Origin of the sequence: Janthinobacterium sp. GMG2, from assembly GCF_033949445.1 — a bacterium.
GTDB lineage: Bacteria > Pseudomonadota > Gammaproteobacteria > Burkholderiales > Burkholderiaceae_D > Janthinobacterium > Janthinobacterium aestuarii.
Genome location: NZ_JAXAWA010000009.1, coordinates 67,701 through 85,335, shown reverse-complemented (window position 1 = coordinate 85,335; position 17,635 = coordinate 67,701). Strand labels below are relative to the sequence as shown.

At 63.4% G+C, this 17,635-nt stretch carries 18 protein-coding genes; 8 read left to right on the top strand and 10 right to left on the bottom strand.

Annotated elements, in window-relative coordinates:
• The first annotated feature begins 2 nt into the window (after nt 1–2).
• Complete coding sequence (locus SKZ59_RS25900; RefSeq protein ID WP_034748960.1) at nt 3–584, top strand: TerD family protein; 582 nt, start codon at nt 3–5, stop codon at nt 582–584.
• 79 nt (nt 585–663) lie between these two features.
• A complete protein-coding gene (locus tag SKZ59_RS25895; RefSeq protein WP_034748958.1) occupies nt 664–882 on the top strand; it encodes a hypothetical protein in 219 nt (72 codons plus the stop codon).
• Nucleotides 883–952: 70 nt separating this feature from the next.
• On the opposite strand, the gene SKZ59_RS25890 is transcribed toward SKZ59_RS25895, so the two are convergent.
• The 4 genes from SKZ59_RS25890 to SKZ59_RS25875 all read right to left on the bottom strand — a co-directional run bounded on the left by SKZ59_RS25890 (nt 953) and on the right by SKZ59_RS25875 (nt 6,437).
• Nucleotides 953–2,605: a patatin-like phospholipase family protein gene (locus SKZ59_RS25890; protein ID WP_070305703.1), complete on the bottom strand. Its 1,653-nt coding sequence runs from the start codon at nt 2,603–2,605 to the stop codon at nt 953–955.
• A 79-nt stretch (nt 2,606–2,684) separates the two neighbouring features.
• The gene (locus tag SKZ59_RS25885) at nt 2,685–5,006 is read right to left on the bottom strand and encodes a type II CAAX endopeptidase family protein (RefSeq protein ID WP_319993374.1); all 2,322 of its coding nucleotides are present in this window, start codon (nt 5,004–5,006) and stop codon (nt 2,685–2,687) included.
• Nucleotides 5,003–5,734, bottom strand: a complete 732-nt coding sequence (locus SKZ59_RS25880; protein ID WP_319993373.1) for an ABC transporter ATP-binding protein — start codon at nt 5,732–5,734, stop codon at nt 5,003–5,005. The genes SKZ59_RS25885 and SKZ59_RS25880 overlap by 4 nt, the downstream gene beginning before the upstream one ends.
• Nucleotides 5,735–5,744: 10 nt before the next feature.
• A complete protein-coding gene (locus SKZ59_RS25875; protein WP_319993372.1) occupies nt 5,745–6,437 on the bottom strand; it encodes a metalloregulator ArsR/SmtB family transcription factor in 693 nt (230 codons plus the stop codon).
• Between the two features lie 76 nt (nt 6,438–6,513).
• Here SKZ59_RS25875 and SKZ59_RS25870 point away from each other — a divergent pair, with 76 nt between their 5' ends.
• Together SKZ59_RS25870 and SKZ59_RS25865 are read left to right on the top strand one after the other, a co-directional pair.
• Nucleotides 6,514–7,617 (top strand): cytochrome P450, encoded by a 1,104-nt coding sequence (locus tag SKZ59_RS25870; protein WP_319993371.1) that lies wholly within the window; start codon nt 6,514–6,516, stop codon nt 7,615–7,617.
• On the top strand, nt 7,614–7,961 hold the full coding sequence (locus tag SKZ59_RS25865; protein ID WP_319993370.1) for an antibiotic biosynthesis monooxygenase: 348 nt from the start codon (nt 7,614–7,616) through the stop codon (nt 7,959–7,961). The genes SKZ59_RS25870 and SKZ59_RS25865 overlap by 4 nt, the downstream gene beginning before the upstream one ends.
• Nucleotides 7,962–7,964: 3 nt before the next feature.
• Here SKZ59_RS25865 and SKZ59_RS25860 read toward each other — a convergent pair whose 3' ends face one another.
• Nucleotides 7,965–8,417, bottom strand: coding sequence for a hypothetical protein (locus SKZ59_RS25860; protein WP_319993369.1), 453 nt, complete (start codon nt 8,415–8,417; stop codon nt 7,965–7,967).
• 178 nt (nt 8,418–8,595) lie between these two features.
• Between SKZ59_RS25860 and SKZ59_RS25855 the strand changes: the two genes are divergently transcribed.
• On the top strand, nt 8,596–8,862 hold the full coding sequence (locus tag SKZ59_RS25855; RefSeq protein WP_034748940.1) for a hypothetical protein: 267 nt from the start codon (nt 8,596–8,598) through the stop codon (nt 8,860–8,862).
• A 90-nt stretch (nt 8,863–8,952) separates the two neighbouring features.
• Here SKZ59_RS25855 and rpoH read toward each other — a convergent pair whose 3' ends face one another.
• The 5 genes from rpoH to SKZ59_RS25830 all read right to left on the bottom strand — a co-directional run bounded on the left by rpoH (nt 8,953) and on the right by SKZ59_RS25830 (nt 14,090).
• Nucleotides 8,953–9,846 carry an RNA polymerase sigma factor RpoH gene (gene rpoH / locus SKZ59_RS25850; protein WP_034748938.1) on the bottom strand — a complete coding sequence of 298 codons (894 nt, stop codon included), beginning with the start codon at nt 9,844–9,846 and terminating at the stop codon, nt 8,953–8,955.
• Nucleotides 9,847–10,245: 399 nt separating this feature from the next.
• Complete coding sequence (ftsX, locus tag SKZ59_RS25845; protein WP_034748937.1) at nt 10,246–11,166, bottom strand: permease-like cell division protein FtsX; 921 nt, start codon at nt 11,164–11,166, stop codon at nt 10,246–10,248.
• Nucleotides 11,163–11,906, bottom strand: a complete 744-nt coding sequence (locus SKZ59_RS25840; RefSeq protein WP_319993368.1) for a cell division ATP-binding protein FtsE — start codon at nt 11,904–11,906, stop codon at nt 11,163–11,165. Before SKZ59_RS25840 ends, ftsX begins: the two co-directional genes overlap by 4 nt.
• Before the next feature lie 10 nt (nt 11,907–11,916).
• Nucleotides 11,917–12,984: a signal recognition particle-docking protein FtsY gene (gene ftsY / locus SKZ59_RS25835; protein ID WP_070305688.1), complete on the bottom strand. Its 1,068-nt coding sequence runs from the start codon at nt 12,982–12,984 to the stop codon at nt 11,917–11,919.
• Nucleotides 12,985–13,148: 164 nt separating this feature from the next.
• The gene (locus SKZ59_RS25830) at nt 13,149–14,090 is read right to left on the bottom strand and encodes a MerR family transcriptional regulator (protein WP_034748932.1); all 942 of its coding nucleotides are present in this window, start codon (nt 14,088–14,090) and stop codon (nt 13,149–13,151) included.
• A gap of 203 nt (nt 14,091–14,293) precedes the next feature.
• On the opposite strand from SKZ59_RS25830, the gene SKZ59_RS25825 reads away from it, so the two are divergent.
• The 3 genes from SKZ59_RS25825 to SKZ59_RS25815 are packed head-to-tail and all read left to right on the top strand — an operon-like array spanning nt 14,294 to nt 17,635.
• On the top strand, nt 14,294–15,604 hold the full coding sequence (locus SKZ59_RS25825) for an NAD(P)/FAD-dependent oxidoreductase (protein ID WP_034748929.1): 1,311 nt from the start codon (nt 14,294–14,296) through the stop codon (nt 15,602–15,604).
• Complete coding sequence (locus tag SKZ59_RS25820) at nt 15,594–16,391, top strand: DUF1365 domain-containing protein (RefSeq protein ID WP_070305683.1); 798 nt, start codon at nt 15,594–15,596, stop codon at nt 16,389–16,391. Before SKZ59_RS25825 ends, SKZ59_RS25820 begins: the two co-directional genes overlap by 11 nt.
• On the top strand, nt 16,388–17,635 hold the full coding sequence (locus tag SKZ59_RS25815) for a cyclopropane-fatty-acyl-phospholipid synthase family protein (RefSeq protein WP_319993367.1): 1,248 nt from the start codon (nt 16,388–16,390) through the stop codon (nt 17,633–17,635). Before SKZ59_RS25820 ends, SKZ59_RS25815 begins: the two co-directional genes overlap by 4 nt.

Genomic DNA, 17,635 nt, shown 5'->3' with positions numbered 1-17,635 from the left:
GTATGTCTGTCAATTTGAGCAAAGGCCAGAAGATTTCTCTGGACAAAGAAGCTGGTACCACCCTGACCCGTATCACCATGGGCCTGGGCTGGGATGCGGCCAAGACCAAGGGTTTCCTCGGTTTCGGTTCGAAGACGGAAGCCGTCGACCTGGACGCGTCGTGCGTCATGTTCGATGAAAACAAGAGCACGTCCGACATCGTCTGGTTCCGCCAGCTGAAAAGCAAGGACGGCAGCATTGTCCACACGGGCGACAACCGTACGGGCGCGGGCGATGGCGACGACGAACAGATCAATGTCGATCTGTCAAAAGTGCCGGCACACGTGAAAAGCCTGGTCTTTACCGTCAACAGCTTTACTGGCCAGAACTTCTCGCAGGTGGAAAACGCCTATTGCCGCATCTTGAATGCCAGCAATAACCAGGAAGTCGCGCGTTTCAACCTGTCTGTGCAAGGTACCCACACGGCACAGATCATGGCCAAGCTGTACCGCCATAACGGCGAATGGAAGATGCACGCCATCGGCGAAAACGGCAACGGTCGCACGTTTGACGACTTGATGCCGCAGATAGCCGTGCATCTATAAGGAGCAGTACGCAGCGGGCGGGGGACGGACCGGATACCGGCCCTTGTCCGCTGCTCTATATTTAGGAGAGTATGTCGTGATGCGATTGCTGATAGCCTTGCTACTTCCGTGTCTCACGTTTTTCATGCTGGGGCGCCCGCTGGCCGGTGCCGCCGCCTTGATTCTGCAGTGCACTGTGATCGGCTGGGTGCCGGCGGCCCTGTGGGCCCTGTACACGGTGAACCAGCATAAATCGGAGCAGGAACTGGAAGGTGCGTTAAGCCGCAGCTACATGCGCAGGCGTAGTCGGCTGATTTAAATCAACCGGGCGCTTGATATCCTTGCGCTAAAGCCCGCACGAGCGATCGTGCGGGCTTTTTCGTGCCCGCTCACTTCTTGCAGCGTATCGGTACGTTCACGGAATTGCCGTCCGAACTCAGGTTGCGGTACTGCAAATCTTCGCTTTCGATGGCAAAACGGGGCACGGCGTGCACATAGCGCTGCTTGCAGACTGTGTCGTCATTGATCAGCTGGCCCGCCAGCATGTAGTCGCACAGGGCGAAGCGCGATTCCTCGTCGTCGAGGATCAGCACACGCGCGGCGCTGTACAGCGCCGATTGCAGCACTTCCGGGCTGCAATTTTCCGGGCCTGTCAGCTTCAGATGGGTTTTCGTCTGCGTGGCCAGGCGTTGCAGCTTGACGAGCGCGGCGCGTTCTTCCTTGCGGGCACTGTCGACTTGCGCATCGCCGCTGGCCAGGCGCAGTGCCAGCGAGGCGATCTGGTCGATGGAAATATGCCAGGCAAAGCCTTCGAGCCGCGTGCGGATCTGGCCCGGCAAGGGATCGGCCGCATCGACTTCGCAGCGGTACTGGCCCAGGTGGGGACGGCACAGCACGGGGATGGCAAAGGCCGAGGTACGTTTGCCCTTGACAAATTTCTGGCTCAGGTCGCCAAAATTTTCATGCGTGATGGTATCGAAGCGCGCTTGCCCAAAGCCCATCTTGACGAGGTTTTCCTTGCGCTGGCGCGAAAACAGGGCGTCGACGGCATCGTAGATATTCTTGTTGAAGATGCGGTCCAGCGGCTGGCGCTCGTCCGACATCTTTTCGAAGACGGCACTGGAATTGGGCGCGTTGGCATCGATGGAAATGAGGATGAAGGGCTTGCTGTTCAAACGCGGCGGCACGACGGCCATGTCGTTGCCGTACAGCTGCGTCAAGGCCACGTCCCACAGGGTTTCCACGCCCAGGTTGTCGGCCGCGCCGCCATCGAACAGGTGCACGTACGACGGCGATTCGCGCGACTCGGAACCGAGCTCCGGCACGAAGGTGTTTTTCGGGCGGAAACGCTCGAAGGTGACGGAATCGAACACGCCGGGAAAGGCGGCCGAGGTGGCCACGGCCGTGGCCAGGCGAATATCCTGGATCGGCGAATGCAGGGTGCCGTAAAAATACTCATAGGAAAACACCACGCGCTTGCCGCCATCGGTGGCGTCCGTCGCGTTGGCCAGGAAGATGGGGCCGTCGTGCGGCAAGTCCTCGTAGGTTTTCTTGTCGTACAGCACATCGTCAAATACGTCGGACAGGAACGAGGTACGTGTCTTGTTCGTCAACAACATCGTCGTCAGGTTGGCCGGTTTCAAAATGGTCTGGCCGAAGAAATCCGTTTTCAGCTTGCTGCGCAGCAAAGGCCAATCCGTCTGCTTGCCATGCAGCGCATAGTAGCCGCCCGCGATGGCGCCGCCCGAGACGCCGGAGATGGCCGAGGCGCCGCTGACGAGGCCGAACTGTTCCAGTTGCTCCAAGGAGGCGGCCGAGAAATTGGCTGCGCGGCTGCCCCCGCCGGACAGGGCGATGCCGATGAAGTGGTCGTTGGGCATGGGATTCTGGATGCGCGCCTTGGGCGCGTCGATGCGCAGGCGCGGGGTTTCCTGCACGGTGAACGTGCGGTTTTCGACGCCGCTGTTGGGGCGCAGGGCGAGTACCGTGCAGCCGCTCAGCAGCGCAACGAGGATACATGGTGCAAACAGGCGTGGATTCATGCGTGATCTGTGCGTAGTCATTGGTTGGGATACGGACGGAAATCGTGTGCGATTCTAGCAAACTTGTCTGTGCCTGTATCTATCCTTGCAACTGGTACGCGAGGAGGGCGGCGTTGTAACCTGCATGCACCAGCATGGGCGCCAGCAGCGAGCCGCTGCGCTCGTATGCGATGCCCGTGCACAGGCCCAGCGCGAAGGCGGGCAGCATGGCGGCCGGTGGATGCACGGTGGCAAACAGGGCGGCGGCGACAGCGATCGCCTGCCAGGCCGGCAGCGAGCGGCGCAAGCCGCCCTGCAGCAAGCCGCGGAAGATGAATTCCTCGCACAGGGGCGCGGCCAGCACGCCCAGGGCCAGCAGCCACAGCCCGTTGCCATTGAGATGCATCAATGGTGATGATGGTGGCGGCAACAGGGCCACGTAGCCGAGGCCGAACAGCGTCGCGACCAGGGCACCTGCGCTTCCCCAGCGCCATGGCTGGCGGCCTGTTGCCATGCGCGGCACGCCGGCCGTCCTGCTGCGCCAGTAGACCAGGCGCACCAGCGCATACGTGAGCGCGCCAGCGCCGCCGAAGGCGATGGCCACTTGCGCCATCGGCTCGGCCACCTTGCCTTTGAGCAGGAGCAAGGCCAGGGTTTGCAAGGTGAAGAACAGCATGGCGGCGATCAGGCCATCCGACGCGAACACGCTGGCTGGCGGTGAGGCGGCGGGATCGAGCAGGTAGGGCAGAGCGTCGCGTGCCTTTTGCCACAGGGCCACAGCCAGTGCCGCCGTCAGCACGACGAAGGCCAGCTGCTGCGCCAGGCTGCCGGCCGCCAGCGCGGTGATGTACAGGCCGGTCAGCAGCAGGTACAGATACGTGCAGGCCGGCCGTATTTTTGACGTCGCCTCGGTCGCCAGAGGATCGCTGGCAAACACGCCCAGCGCCACGGCGATCAGCGAATACAGGGGGATGCCGGCCAGCGCCAGCAGCATCAAACCCGCCATTTCCCAGCGCCAGGCGTCTTGCCAGGCCAGCGCCGCACCAAACAGGATCAATGGATACAGCAGGGCCAGCGCGGCCCACAGCTGTGCCTTTTGCCGCAGTGCCTGTTCGACGGAAACGGGAAACGTGTACAGCAGCCACAGCGCGCCGCCTTCCTTGTTGAGGGTCTGGAAGGCCGACATCATCAGCACATACGTGCCGAGGAAAAAGCCGGTGGAGGCCAGCAAGGCGGGGCTGGACAGCAATTCGTGCAGGTCGCGCGCCTGACCCGAGAATACGGCCTGACCGCCGAGGATCAGCAAGGGCAGCAGCAGGGTTTGCACGAGAAAATTGCGGTCGCGCAGCAGCAAGGTCAGTTCGCGGCGCTGGATCACCGTGCCGATGCTGGCGTGCCACTTGCCTGTGGGCGGTGCCGCCGGGAACGGCTTGCGGCTGGCCTCGCGCTGGCTCGCGCCCACCACGCCGTGGCGCAGCTGGTGGCGTAGCAGTGCCATGCCCAACAGCATCAAGCACAAGCATTGCGCCAGCAGCAGGATGGCCGGCAAGGCCGCTGTCGCACCTCGGGCATTGAGCAAACTCACCAGCAGGCCGGGTGGTGTCCAGGCGCTCCAGGCGGGCATGGCGGCGGCCCAGGCATACGCGAAGCCGCCCGTGCCCATGCCGAACGACATGCCCATATACATGGGAAACAGGCCGGCCACCGACAGCAGCGCCTGCAGGTTGCCCAGCTGCGCGGGACTGAGTGATAGGCGCAAGCCCGTGTCGACCAGGGTACGCAGCATGGCCGCCAGGGCCAGCAGGAGCAGGCAGGCAAGGAGACCCGACAGCGGCGAAAACCAGCCTTGGCCCGAATACCAGGCGATCATGGTGGTGCAGGGCCACAGCACCAGCAGGCCGAGCGGGTTGACCAGCGTGCGTTCGAGCACGCGCGCCCACAGCAAATTGCTTTTCTCGACGGGCAGGGTGACCAGCCATTCCAGGTCCCAGTCCGGCTTCGACAGTTCTCCCATGCCCAGCGGCAGCAGAACGCTGACCAGCCACAGCAGGGCCAATTGCAGGGTCAGGGCGCCCGCCAGCGCCGTACTGAAGGGTTGCTCGATCAAGTGGGCGATGACGGGCGCCAGCACGCGCTCGCCCGCGTTCATGCTGCCCTTGGCCTGGCAAACGGCCACCTGGTCGAGCAGGCAATGCATGTTCAGCAGGTTGTGGCGGGCGATATTGCCGGAGGAAAACAGCATGGGCAAGAGCAGCAGCGCGCCCAGCAGCCAGCGTCCCCGTTTCTTGCCTGGCGTGGCGGGCCGGCTCTTGCCCCCCCGATTGAACGCCAAGCCCCGGCCGCTGACGTTGAGCAGGCGCTGCAGGCGCAAGCGGGTCAGCAGCCAGACGGCGCGCCAGGCTGTGGGTGGCGCCGGTGTCATGCCGTCGACGTTTCATCGGTCAGTTGCAAGAAGATGTCTTCCAGGCTGCCGTCGCTGGACAACTGCTGGCGGATATCGTCGAGGCTGCCCGTGGCGACCAGGGCGCCCCGGTGGATGATGGCAACGCGGCTGCACAGTTTTTGCGCCATATCGAGCAAATGCGTGGAAACGAAGATCGTGGTGCCGGCCGCGGCGATGCGCAGCAAGCGTTCCTGCACGTCGCGCGAGGCACGCGGGTCGAGGCCGTTGATCGGTTCGTCGAGGATCAGCACGGCCGGGTCGTGGATCAGCGCGCACGCCAGGCCCAGTTTTTTCTTCATGCCCAGCGAGTAATTGACGGCGAAATCCTCGCTCGCTTCATCGAGCCCGAATTCCGTGAGCAGGCGTGCGGCGCGGGCGGCCGCTTCCGTGCGCGAAAAACCATGCATTTCGGCGACGAATTGCAGGATTTCACGGCCCCGCAAATAGTCGTAAAAGATGGGATTGTCGGGCAAATAGCCCACCTTGCGCTTGACGGCGGCGCCGTCGCGGTGGCAATCGAGACCATCGACCAGTACGCGCCCGCTGCTGGGCACGAGGATGCCCATCAGCATGCGGATGGTGGTGGTCTTTCCCGCCCCGTTCGGGCCCAGGAAACCGAAGACTTCTCCTTTGCCCACTTGCAAGGTCAGCGGCTTGACGGCTTCGAAGCTGCCGTATTGTTTTGCCAGGTCCTGGAACGCGATCATCGTGTGTCCCTCAGCAAGCGCCGAAGGCGGCCAGCAGGCTCCGCTCGCCGGCCGGCGTGATGCGCAGGGCGCGGCTGTCGAGTTCGCGCTCGGCCCAGCGCTGGCGCAGGGCCAGTTGCAGCAGTGCGGCTCCCAGCGCGCCGCCCAGGTGGGCGCGCCGTTCGCTCCAGTCCAGGCAGGCACAGGCGAAGCGGCGGCGCTGGCGCTGCAATTGCGGCACGTCGATGCCCAGGGCCGCCATGCCGGCCGCGCCCGCTTCCGACAGACGATATTCTCCGCCGTCGTCGAGTAGCCAGCCCTGCGCGTGCAACTGGTCGTGCAGGGCGACGGCGACGGTGCCGGCCATGTGGTCGTAACAGGTGCGCGCATGGCGCAGGCGGTCCGGGGTGGAGGGGGTAAATGGCGTTGCCGGCACGCCGGCCACCACCAGCAGCGCTTCGAGGGCTTGGCCCACTTCCGCGCTGGCCAGGCGGTAGTAGCGGTGCTTGCCCTGCGCCACCATGGACAGCAAACCATCGTCGCGCAAGCGGCTCAGATGGGCGCTAGCCGTCGAGGCGCCCACTTCGGCCAGCGTGGCCAATTCCGTGGCCGTGCGCGCATGGCCATCGAGCAGGCTGCACAGCATGCGCGCGCGGGCCGGTTCGGCGATGGCGCCGGCCAGTTGCGCCAGGCCCATGTCGGCCGAGGGAAGTTTGTCATCCATGATTCGTTCGCTGGCGAAGTGTAGTGGTGGAAGGGCCAGCATACTCGTATCCCCACTTCACTGCAATGGAATGCGCATGCATCTCGCCGCCCCCGCCGACCCTTTTTCCGCCGTCACCCATGCGGCGCCGTATGACTACTATCGCCGCCTGGCGGACGGCCCGCCGCTGCGTTTCGATGCGGCACTCGATTGCTGGCTGGCGACGGGCGCGGCCGGCGTGCAGGCCGTGCTCGAGCATCCCGCTTGCCGCGTGCGCCCGCCGGGCTTGGCCGTGCCGCAGAATCTGGCAGGCACGCCGTGCGGCGCGATTTTTGCGGAACTGGTACGCATGAATGATGGCGAACGGCATGTCGTGCCGAAACAGGTGCTGGCGCGTGCGCTGGGCCAGGTGGACCTGCTTCGCCTGCAAGTACAGACATCGCGCATGGCAGGCGACCGCGTGCCCGCCAGCGCCGCCCAGCTCAACGAAGCGATTTTTCAACTGCCCCTGTTCGCGATGGCCCAATTGCTGGGCTTTGCGCCAGCGCAATGGCCGGCGCTGGCCGAATGGACGCGCGCTTTTGTCGCTTGCCTGTCGCCGCTGAGCAATGGTGAACAACTGGCTGGCGCGCAGGAAGCGGCCGACGCCTTGCTGCAAGGTTTTGGCCACTTGCTGCGCGAGGGCAACGCGAGGCCGGGCAGCCTGCTGGCCAGTATCGCGACAGAGACCGATGCCATGGGGAGAGGCTTGCTGGCCAACCTCGTGGGCTTGTTGTCGCAGACGTGCGACGCCACGGCCGGCTTGCTGGGCAATGCCATCGTTGCCTTGCACGCGCAGCCGGAGTTGCTGCCGCAACTGTGCGCATCGCCTGAGCGGTGGCCGGCCATGCTGCGCGAAGTCAGCCGCCATGATCCCTCGATCCACAACACGCGCCGCTACACGGCGGACGTTGTGGAATGCGATGGCGTGCGCGTGCCGGCCGGTCAGATGATCGTCGTCGTGCTGGCCAGCGCCGGCCATGCGGAGTCGGGCTTTGGCCATGGCCGCCACGTCTGCCCGGGCCAGTCCATCGCGCACGCCATCGCCGCAGCTTGTTTGCAGGCGTGGGCCGACAGGCTGGAAGACATGGCGCTGGCGTGGCGTTATCAAGCGTCGCTGAACGCCCGCATCCCCGTGTTTACGCAAGGAACGGGCGCATGATCGCCGTGATTTTTGAAGTGTGGCCCAGTGCAGAAGGGCGCCAGCAGTATCTGGATCTGGCCGCTGCGCTGCGGCCCTTGCTTGACGAAGTCGATGGTTTCATTTCCATCGAGCGCTTCAGCAGCTTGAGCGATCCAGGAAAATTGCTGTCGCTGTCTTTCTTTCGCGACGAGGCGGCGTTGGCGCAGTGGCGGCAGCTGGAAGCGCACCGCGCGGCGCAAGCGGCTGGCCGGCAGGGCGTATTTGACGATTACCGGCTGCGCATCGCCGCCGTCGTGCGCGATTACGGCATGCTGGAGCGGCAACAGGCGCCGACCGACAGCCGCCAGCGCCACGATGCCTAGCGCTTAGCGGGGCAGGGCGCCCTGCGTGATCTTGACCTTGACCCGGTAGTTGGGCTCGGCTGTGTTAAGTGCGGGCGGCGTGGCCGGGTCGACGTCGAGCAAGGTAAACGTCAGGTGGTTGACGGTGACGGAACTGGAAGCGCCGGGCATGGAATCGGACAGGACGATGTCCGTGGCGCCCGCGCTGTTGAGCAAGCTGAAACTGTAGCTGACGTAGCCTTTCCATACGCACACGGCGCCTTTGCGGCAGCGGCTGTCGTTGACGCGCTCGAGTTTCAGGGTATCGGTGGCCGTGATGGCGACCTGTTCGCCCGGCGACAGCACGTGGGTGACGCTGCGCGGCGTGTTTTCCGCGTCGCCGGCGCTGCCGGCCGCGCCGCAGCCGGCCAGCACGGCCAGGCAGGCGAAGAACAGGGGAAGCAGCATGGTGCGGCAAGAGCGGGTCAGAGAATGCATGTTTTTCCTTTCAGGTAGAGCGTCCCGGGCGTGCCTGTGCACGCGTGGGATAAAATGATAGTAACAAAATGATATTTTTCTGGCGCACTATTGGCGTGCTGCCGATGAATTCACGCGCCAGCCACGCGGCGCGCCGATTACTGCGTAAAATGGCTGTTTTGAAAATCAGGAAACAACCATGAAAAAAACCGACCTGGCCAAAAGCGATGCCAAGAAACTGATGGGAAAGATGAATGTTCCCGGCGCCGGTGCATTCGGTAAGGAAGCGGTGGTCGTCGACCGCCGCGAGCAGCGCAAGCGCGACCAGGCCCTGGGCCTGGTGCCATTCGCCGTCAAGCTGAACAGCGATCTGGTCTTGCAATTGCAGACCCTGGCCAAGGAGCGCGGCGCGGATCTGAATGAATTGGTCGCCGAAGTCCTCGTCAAGGGCTTGGCCGCAGCTTAATGGGCTGCCATGTTTATCTGTTGATAAACATCAACTTGTAAAACTAAAAGGCGCCTTGCGGCGCCTTTTGCATTGCGGCATTGCTTGCGATTACACCCAGGCGGCCAAGGCGCCCTTCATTTTTTTCAGCGCCGCCACTTCGATCTGGCGGATGCGTTCGGCCGATACGCCGAACTCTTCTGCCAGCGCGTGCAGGGTGGCACCCGAGCCGTCGTCGTTGGCCAGCCAGCGCGCTTCGATGATGCGGCGCGAACGGGCGTCGAGCTTGCTCAAGGCCGTTTCCAGGCCTTCCGATTGCAAACGCGTCACTTGTTCCGCTTCCAGCACCTTGGTCGGCTCGCTTTGCTCCGACGACAGGTAGGCGATCGGCGAAAACTTGTCGTCTTCATCGTCGGTCGGCGATTCCAGTGCAATGTCGCGGCCGCTCAAGCGCGTTTCCATCTCGATCACTTCTTCGCGCTTCACGTCGAGCAGCTTGGCCAGCGCATCGATCTGCTTCGGCGTCATCGCGTCCAGGCCCGTCTTGTGGCTGCGCAGGTTGAAGAACAGCTTGCGCTGTGCCTTCGTCGTCGCGACCTTGACCAGGCGCCAGTTTTTCAGGATGTACTCATGCATCTCGGCTTTCACCCAATGCATGGCGTACGACACCAGGCGCACGCCCTGGTCCGGATCGAAACGTTTCACGGCTTTCATCAAGCCGATATTGCCTTCCTGAATCAGGTCGGCATGCGGCAAGCCATAGCCCAGATAGCCGCGGGCAATCGAGACCACCAGGCGCAGGTGCGACAGCACCAGCTCTTGCGCGGCGGCCAGGTCATTTTTTTCGCGCAGGCGTTTCGCCAGCGAAATTTCTTCGTCGTGGGTCAACATGGGCAGGCGGTTCACGGCCGAAATATAGGCGTCGATATTGCCCAGATTGCCAGTGAAACCGAGGCCCAGCGCATTACTTTTGGTCGGAACCAATGCGGACGTTGCGGACATCATAGTCATGTTTTCTCCCTCGTAGTCTTGCTTTGTTCCAGTTGGCCACGTCACGCGACGTGGTCCTGTTGTCTGTTCGTTTTTGCGTATCCGGTCTTGCACTTTGCAGAGCGCGGCACCATCTTCATCTGGCGTCCATGGCGCTACTGCCTTTGGTATGTCCCTATATTAGCACTCTCTGCCTGAGAGTGCCAATCAGCACATTTAATCGTCCTGATAGCCTAAATACTATGGCGGATTAATGCTTGATATATATCTCTGAACAGCGATTTGACCACGTAGCTAGTCTACGGCCTCTGGCTGAAGCGAGCCTTAAGAATACTTGCTAAATATCAAGATAACAGCAGACGGGGGAGGGTGACGCGCATGGCGGCGCCAGGAGCGCCGCCATGGGAGGGATGGTCAGTTCAGGCGCGCCAGGTGGCGCTGCACGCAGAGGAAGGCGCCGATCAGGCCCAGGCCGGCGCTGACGGCCAGCAAGCCCGCCATCGGCAGCGGCGCCAGCGGCACCAGTTGGAATTCGGACGCATACAGGCGGGCAAACTCGGCAATCGCGGTATTCAGCGGTTGCAAGGCCAGCGCCACGGCGCCCAGGGCCAGCGCGCCGGCGCACAGGCCCAGCAGGGCGCCCGTGTAATAGAAGGGGCGATGGATGAAGGTGTCCGTCGCGCCGATCAGTTTCGAGATGCTGATTTCATCGCGCTGCTGCATCACTTGTAGGCGGATGGTATTGAAGACCACAGCGATCACGGCCACGCCTAGGGTGATGGCCAGCAGCAGCAGCACCAGGCGCAGCACGCCCAGCAGGGCCGCCAGGCGCTTGACCCAGGCCGAATCGACCTGCGCCGATTCCACGCCAGGCAAGTGGCGCAGCTGTTCCGCGACGGCATCGACGTCCTGCGCTTCACTGGCGCTGCTGAAGGCGTCGAGTTTCAGCACATAGCTGTCGGGCAAGGGATTGTCGCCCAAGGTGCTCAGCACATCGGCCAGGCCATTCTTGTTTTTCAGGGTATCGAGCGCCTGTTCGCGCGGGATGAAGACGATCTTTGCCTTTTGCTCGCCCACGATCTTGCGCATGGCGCTGGCCAGGGCCACTGCTTGCTCGCGCGGCGTGTCAATCTTCAGGAAGACGCTGATTTCCGGGTCGACCGACATCTGTTCCGACATCGGGCGCACATTGTCGAGCATGGTCAAGCCGGCGAACGGCAGCGACAGGGCAATGGCGACGACGACGACGTTCAACAGAAAGCCGCCCGGCGACTTGCGCAAGTGAATCAGCGCCGAGCCCAGCGCGAAGCGGTGTTGACGGAACCAGCCTCTCATGGCTGTTCTCCCTGCGCGTCGTCCAGGCCGGGGGGCGGTGCAAAATCGGGATCGGGCGGAGCGAAGACGGGCGCTTGCGTGGCCTTGTCGATGGCGACCAGCTGGCCGTTTTTCAGGTGGATCACGCGGGCGGCGGCGTCGAGCATCTGTTCGTCATGGCTGGAAATGAGGCAGGTCACGCCCACCGAGTGGAAGGCTTTCAGGGCGTCGAGCACCTTGTTGGCGCTGGCGCGGTCCAGGTTGGCCGTCGGTTCGTCGGCCAGGATGATCTGCGGCCGGTTGACGATGGCGCGCGCGATCGACACGCGCTGCTGCTCGCCGCCCGACAGCGACAGCGGCCGCGCCATGGCGCGGTCCAGCAAGCCCACCTTGTCGAGCGCGGCGCGCGCGCGCTGCTCGGCGGCCGCCTTGTGGGCGCCCACGACGAGCAGTGGCAGCATGACGTTGGCCAAGATGGAGCGGTCGTTCAATAACTTTTGCTGCTGGAAGATCAGGCCCATGTTACGGCGCAAAAACGGCACGCCGGCCGGCTTGATCTTTGCCATGTCCTGGCCATTGACGATCAGCTTGCCCGACGTGGGGCGTTCCATGGCGGCGATCATTTTCAGCAAAGTGGATTTGCCGGCGCCGGACGGGCCGGCCAGAAACACCAGCTCGCCCTTGGCAATACTGAGCGAAATGTCGCTGAGCGCCACGGCATCGGGGGAGTATTGCTTGGAGACGTGCTGAAATTCAATCATGTAGGTAGGCTTATCCGAGCAGCGCTTCGACAAATTCGGCAGCCACGAACGGCTGCAAGTCTTCAATTTTCTCACCGATGCCGATGAAATACACGGGCACGGGACGCACGCGGGCAATCGCCGCCAGCACGCCGCCCTTGGCGGTGCCGTCCAGCTTGGTGATCACCAGGCCGCTTAACTGCAGGGCATCGTCGAACGCCTTCACTTGCGTGAGGGCGTTCTGGCCTGTGTTGCCGTCGATGACGAGCAGGGTTTCATGCGGCGCGCCATCCATGCCCTTGCCGATCACGCGCTTGATTTTCTTCAATTCTTCCATCAGGTGCAACTGCGTCGGCAAGCGGCCTGCCGTGTCGACCATCACCACGTCGATGCCGCGCGCCTTCGCCGATTGCACGGAGTCGTAGGCCACGGCGGCCGGGTCGCCCGATTCCTGCGAAATCACGGTGACGTTATTGCGCTCGCCCCAGACCATCAGCTGTTCGCGCGCGGCGGCGCGGAAGGTGTCGCCCGCAGCCAGCAGCACGGACTGGTTGTTCGACTGCATGTGCTTGGCCAGCTTGCCGATGGTGGTGGTCTTGCCGGCGCCATTCACGCCGGAAATCATCATCACGAGCGGCTTGTGACGGCCCAGCTCGAAGCGCTTTTCCAGTGGCGAGAGCAGCTCGATCAGCAGCACTTTCAGCGCGGCCTTGACGGCGGCGGCGTCGAGCAGCTTGTCTTCCTTGACCTTTTTCTTCAATTCCGTCAGCAGGAATTCCGTGGCGTCGATGCCCGCGTCGGACATCAGCAGCGCCGCTTCCAGCTCTTCGTACAGGGCGTCGTCGATCTTTGCGCCGACGAACAGCACGGACAAGGTGTTCGAGGTTTTCGACAGGCCGGCCTTCAGGCGCGTCATCCACGATTTTTTCTCGGATTCGGCGGCCACGATCACGGGCACGAGCTCGGCCGGCGCGCCGCTCAGCGGTGCAGCGGACGGGGCTGCTGCTGGCGCGGCAGGCGGCGTGGCGGCGGGAAGGACGAGGGGCTCGGCTGGCGCAGCCTCGGGAGCGATGGGTTTTTTCTTGAAGAAACTAAACATGGATGTGTGGTGGCGGGTGCTGACCTAAGGCCCGGCGGCGCCGGACACTGTTGATCCGGCTATTCTACCAGAGCGCGCCCGGCCCTTCATGCTTTACTGTTCGATTGGCAACATTGTGCGGCTATCCACGGAGATCGCCGCAGTTGCCGCGCTTTCCAGCCGGTTCAGTGGGTTTGCAGGGCGAGCGCCTGATGGCGGCGGCGCCAGTCGGCGATGCTTTCGTCGACTTGCCGCAAGTCCAGCACATGCAAAAACGGTGGCGGCTGCTTGTACAGCACGGGACTACGTCCGCCGGCCCACAATTCCATCTCTGGCGGCAAGCTTGCATGCAGCTGCTGCAGGCTGTCGCGCGTCTGCCGTTGCTTGCTGGCGCTGGAAAACGACAGCGCGACGATGTCGGCCCGCTGCGCGCGGGCGGCCGCGACGATGTCCGTCAGCGGCGTTTCCACGCCCAGCGACATGCAATGGGCGCCGGCCGCCGCGCACAGCGCCTCGGCCATCAGCAGCCCCAGGCCATGGCGCTCCTGCGGCAAGGTGCTGAGGACGATGCGCGGCGTGCGCGTGGACGGGCTGCTTGCTTGCGGCAAGGAAAAGATGGCGTGGCGCATCACCGTTTGCAAGGTTTCGCTATACAGATGCTCTTCATATACGGCTAGGTCGCCGCAAGCCCACGCTTCGCCCACCATGCCCGTGAGGGGGGCGATGACGTCGATGGTGAACGCTTTCAAGCCCAGCACGGCCAGCGCCTGGCGCAGGGCGTCGCCCAGTTCCGCCATCTGGTGGCCACGGCACAGCGACAGGTAGTGTTCGAGCTGGGGTGCGGGCGTTGACGGCGCCGCACTGCCGGCGCTGGCCAGCTGCTGCAGTTGCACGGTGCTGTGTTGCATGATTTTTCCCGGACGAAATCCGAGGTCCAGCAGGCGCTTAACCATGCGCAACTTCTGCACTTGCTCGGCCGGATAGCTGCGTTCGCCAAAGGCGTCGCGCTGGGGCTGGGGAAAGGCGTAGCGGCGCTCCCACACACGCAAGGTTTCCTTGGCCAGCCCGGTATCGCGCTCGACATCGCTGATGCTGAAGGCGGAAGTAGGTTGCAGGTCAGTATCCATACCAGGGGGCTTGCTCGCATGCCAAAAGAACGTGGAGTGCATTTTACGCCTTCCGCCGCCCCGGACCAAATAGCTGAATCCGATTGAAAATTGCCGACGTATAAGTTTCTGAACGGCTGAGAGCGCTCATTGACATAAATCAATATTTCATCGATTATCCATGAGGCTTATTTGTCCAGGACAAACTTAACACAGGTGCACTCATGAAAATTGCCGTCGTCGGAGCAGGAATCGCAGGATTGTCGTGTGCCTATCGCCTGGCGCAAGCGGGCCAGGACGTCACCTTGTACGAGGCGGGCGACTATTTTGGCGGCCACAGCCATACGGTGGACGTCACGCTCGATGGCGTCACGCATGGCGTCGACACGGGTTTTCTCGTGTTTAACCACGCCACCTACCCGAACCTGGTGCAGCTGTTTGACGAACTCGGTGTCGAGGCGGCCGACAGCGATATGTCGTTTTCCGTCAAAATGCCGCTGGGCACGGCATCCGATGCGCGCGTGCTGGAATGGGCGGGCGCCAATCTCGATACCGTGTTTACCCAGCGCAGCAATCTGCTGCGCCCCGCCTTTTTGCGCATGCTGCGCGACATTGTGCGCTTCAACCGCCAGGCCAGCGCCCTGGCCACGGCCAGCGTGCCGGCGCCGGCCATGTCGCTGGGCGAATACCTTGACCTGCACAACTATGGCGACGAGTTCCGCCACTGGTATCTGCTGCCGATGGCCGCCTGCATCTGGTCGTGCCCGGCGCGCCAGATGCTGGCTTTTCCCTTGGCCACGTTCATCCGTTTCTGCCACAACCATGGCTTGCTGCAAGTGAGTGACCGTCCGCAATGGCGCACGGTGCGGGGCGGATCGCGCGTGTACGTGGAAAAACTGCTGGCCGGCATCCCGCAGCAGCGCCTCGCTTGCCCCGTGCTGGCCGTGCGCCGCCAGCCGCACGGTGGCGCGCGCATGGTCGAGCTGCATACGGCCGCCGGCGTCGAGCATGTCGATCATGTCGTGCTCGCTTGCCACAGCGACCAGTCGCTGGCCCTGCTGGGAGATATCCGCGACGATGAGCGCTCCGTGCTCGAAGCCGTGCGTTACCAGCCGAATCGAGCTGTGCTGCATACGGATGCGTCCTGCCTGCCGCAGCGCCGCAAGGCATGGTCGGCCTGGAATTACCAGGGCAGGCCGGCCGCGCACGGCGATGCGCCGCAAGTGTGCGTGCATTATTTGCTGAACCAGCTGCAACCCTTGCCCTTTACCACGCCCGTTATCGTGTCGCTTAACCCGCTCGACGAGCCCGCTCCGGCGAGCATCATCGACGAATTTTCGTATGCCCACCCCGTGTTCGATGGCGCGGCTATTGCCGCCCAGGCGCGCCTGGCCGGTTTCCAGGGCGCGCAGCATACGTGGTTCGCGGGCGCCTGGACGGGCTATGGTTTCCACGAGGATGGCTTGAAGTCGGGCCTGGCCGTGGCGCAAATACTCAATGGCATGGCGGCGGCGGAGCTCGGCCATGCCGCGTGATCCATCGCCGCCCGTGGCGCCGCAGCCCCAGCTGTGCCTGGGACAGGTGCGCCATGCGCGGCTGCGCCCACGCGCGCATGCTTTTGCTTACGGCATGTTTTATCTGCGCCTGCCCTTGCGCAGCATGGGGGCGCGCGATTTTCCTGCGCGGCTGATGTCGCGCAACGGCGCCAATGTGCTGTCCTTCCGCGACAGCGACCACGGCGATGGCGCGACGCCGCTGCTGGACTGGATCGACGGTTTGCTGCGTGAGCATGGCGTGACGGATGCGGGCGGTGAAATCTGGCTGCAAACCATGCCGCGCATGTTCGGCTATGTCTTCAACCCCGTCAGCTTCTGGTTTTGCCACCGCCCGGACGGCGCGCTGCGCGCCGTGGTCTGCGACGTGCGCAATACCTTCGGAGAGCGCCACCTGTACCTGCTTGAGCAGGGCGGCGCCATCGCGTATGGCAGCGAGTTGCGCGCCAATAAAATTTTCCACGTATCGCCGTTTTGCAAGGTGGAGGGAAATTATCGTTTCCATTTTTTGCGCAACGGCGAGCAGGGCAGCGAGCGCCACCTGGCCCGGGTCGATTACGACGACCTCGACGGTCCGCTGCTGCAGACGAGCTTGTCCGGCACGGCGCAGCCGCTGCGCGATGGCGCCATCGCCTGGGCCCTGCTGCGCTATCCGTTGATGACGTTAGGCGTGATGGCGCGCATCCATTGGCAAGCCTTGCGCCTGTGGCTGCGCCGCGTGCCGTTTTTCAGCAAACCCCTTCCACCACAAGAAAAGGTGTCCCGATGAGCTCCGATTCCCTGCCGACCGGCCTGCAGGCGCGCGCCTGCGTCCGTCCCGACCACACGGCCGATCACACGCACCTGGACGTGCCCGCCTCCGGGCGCGTGATCTTGCGCTTGCTGGAAAAACTGCAATACGGTGCTTTGCGGCTGCGCACGCCCGACGGCAGCATCTTGCTGTACGGCGACGGCAGCCATCCCGTCACCCTGGACTTGCACAACTGGCGTTTGTGCTCGGCCGTGTTGCGTTCGGGCGACATCGGCTTTGCGGAAACGTTTATTGCCGGCGACTGGCGCACGGACAATTTGCCGGGCTTGATCGAGCTGATGATACGCAACCGCGCGCAGATCGAATCGCTGATCTATGGCAACTGGTGGGGCAACCTCGTCTACAAGCTGCGGCACTTGCTCAACCGCAATTCGCGGGCCGGCAGCAAGAAGAATATCCACGCCCATTACGACATCGGCAACGCCTTTTATCAGTTGTGGCTGGATCCGTCGATGACGTATTCGAGCGCGCTGTTCAGCGAAGGCGCCAGCCTCGAGCAGGCGCAAGGGGCCAAATACCGACGCATCGCCGACCAGCTGCAACTGCGGCCGGGCGCCAGGGTGCTGGAAATCGGCTGCGGCTGGGGCGGCTTTGCGGAAACGGCGGCGCGCAGCTACGGCGCCCACGTGACGGGTTTGACTCTATCTACGGAGCAACTTGCCTATGCGCGCCAGCGCCTGCAGGACGCGGGGCTGGCGCAGCAGGCTGATTTGCAACTGTGCGACTACCGCGACAGCGCCGGCCAGTACGACGCCATCGCCTCGATCGAGATGTTCGAAGCCGTGGGGCAAAGCTACTGGCCCGGCTATTTCGAGTGCGTGGCGCGCAACCTGAAGCAGGGCGGACGCGCCTGCATCCAGACCATCGTCATTGCCGACGACTTGTTCGAGCGCTACAGCAAGAGCACGGATTTTATTCAACAGTACATTTTCCCGGGCGGCATGCTGCCGTCGCCGGCCGAGTTTCGCCGCGCCGCCGAGGCGCAGGGTTTGCGCGTGGAAGACGCCTTCAGCTTCGGCCTCGATTACGCGGAAACCTTGCGCCAGTGGCGCGCCAGCTTCCTGGTCCAGCGCACGGCGCTGGAAAAGCAGGGTTTCGATGGCCGTTTCCTGCTGACCTGGGAGTTTTACCTCGCGTATTGCGAGGCCGCCTTCCAGGCGCACAACACGGATGTGATGCAATTTACCCTGATCAAGGACTGA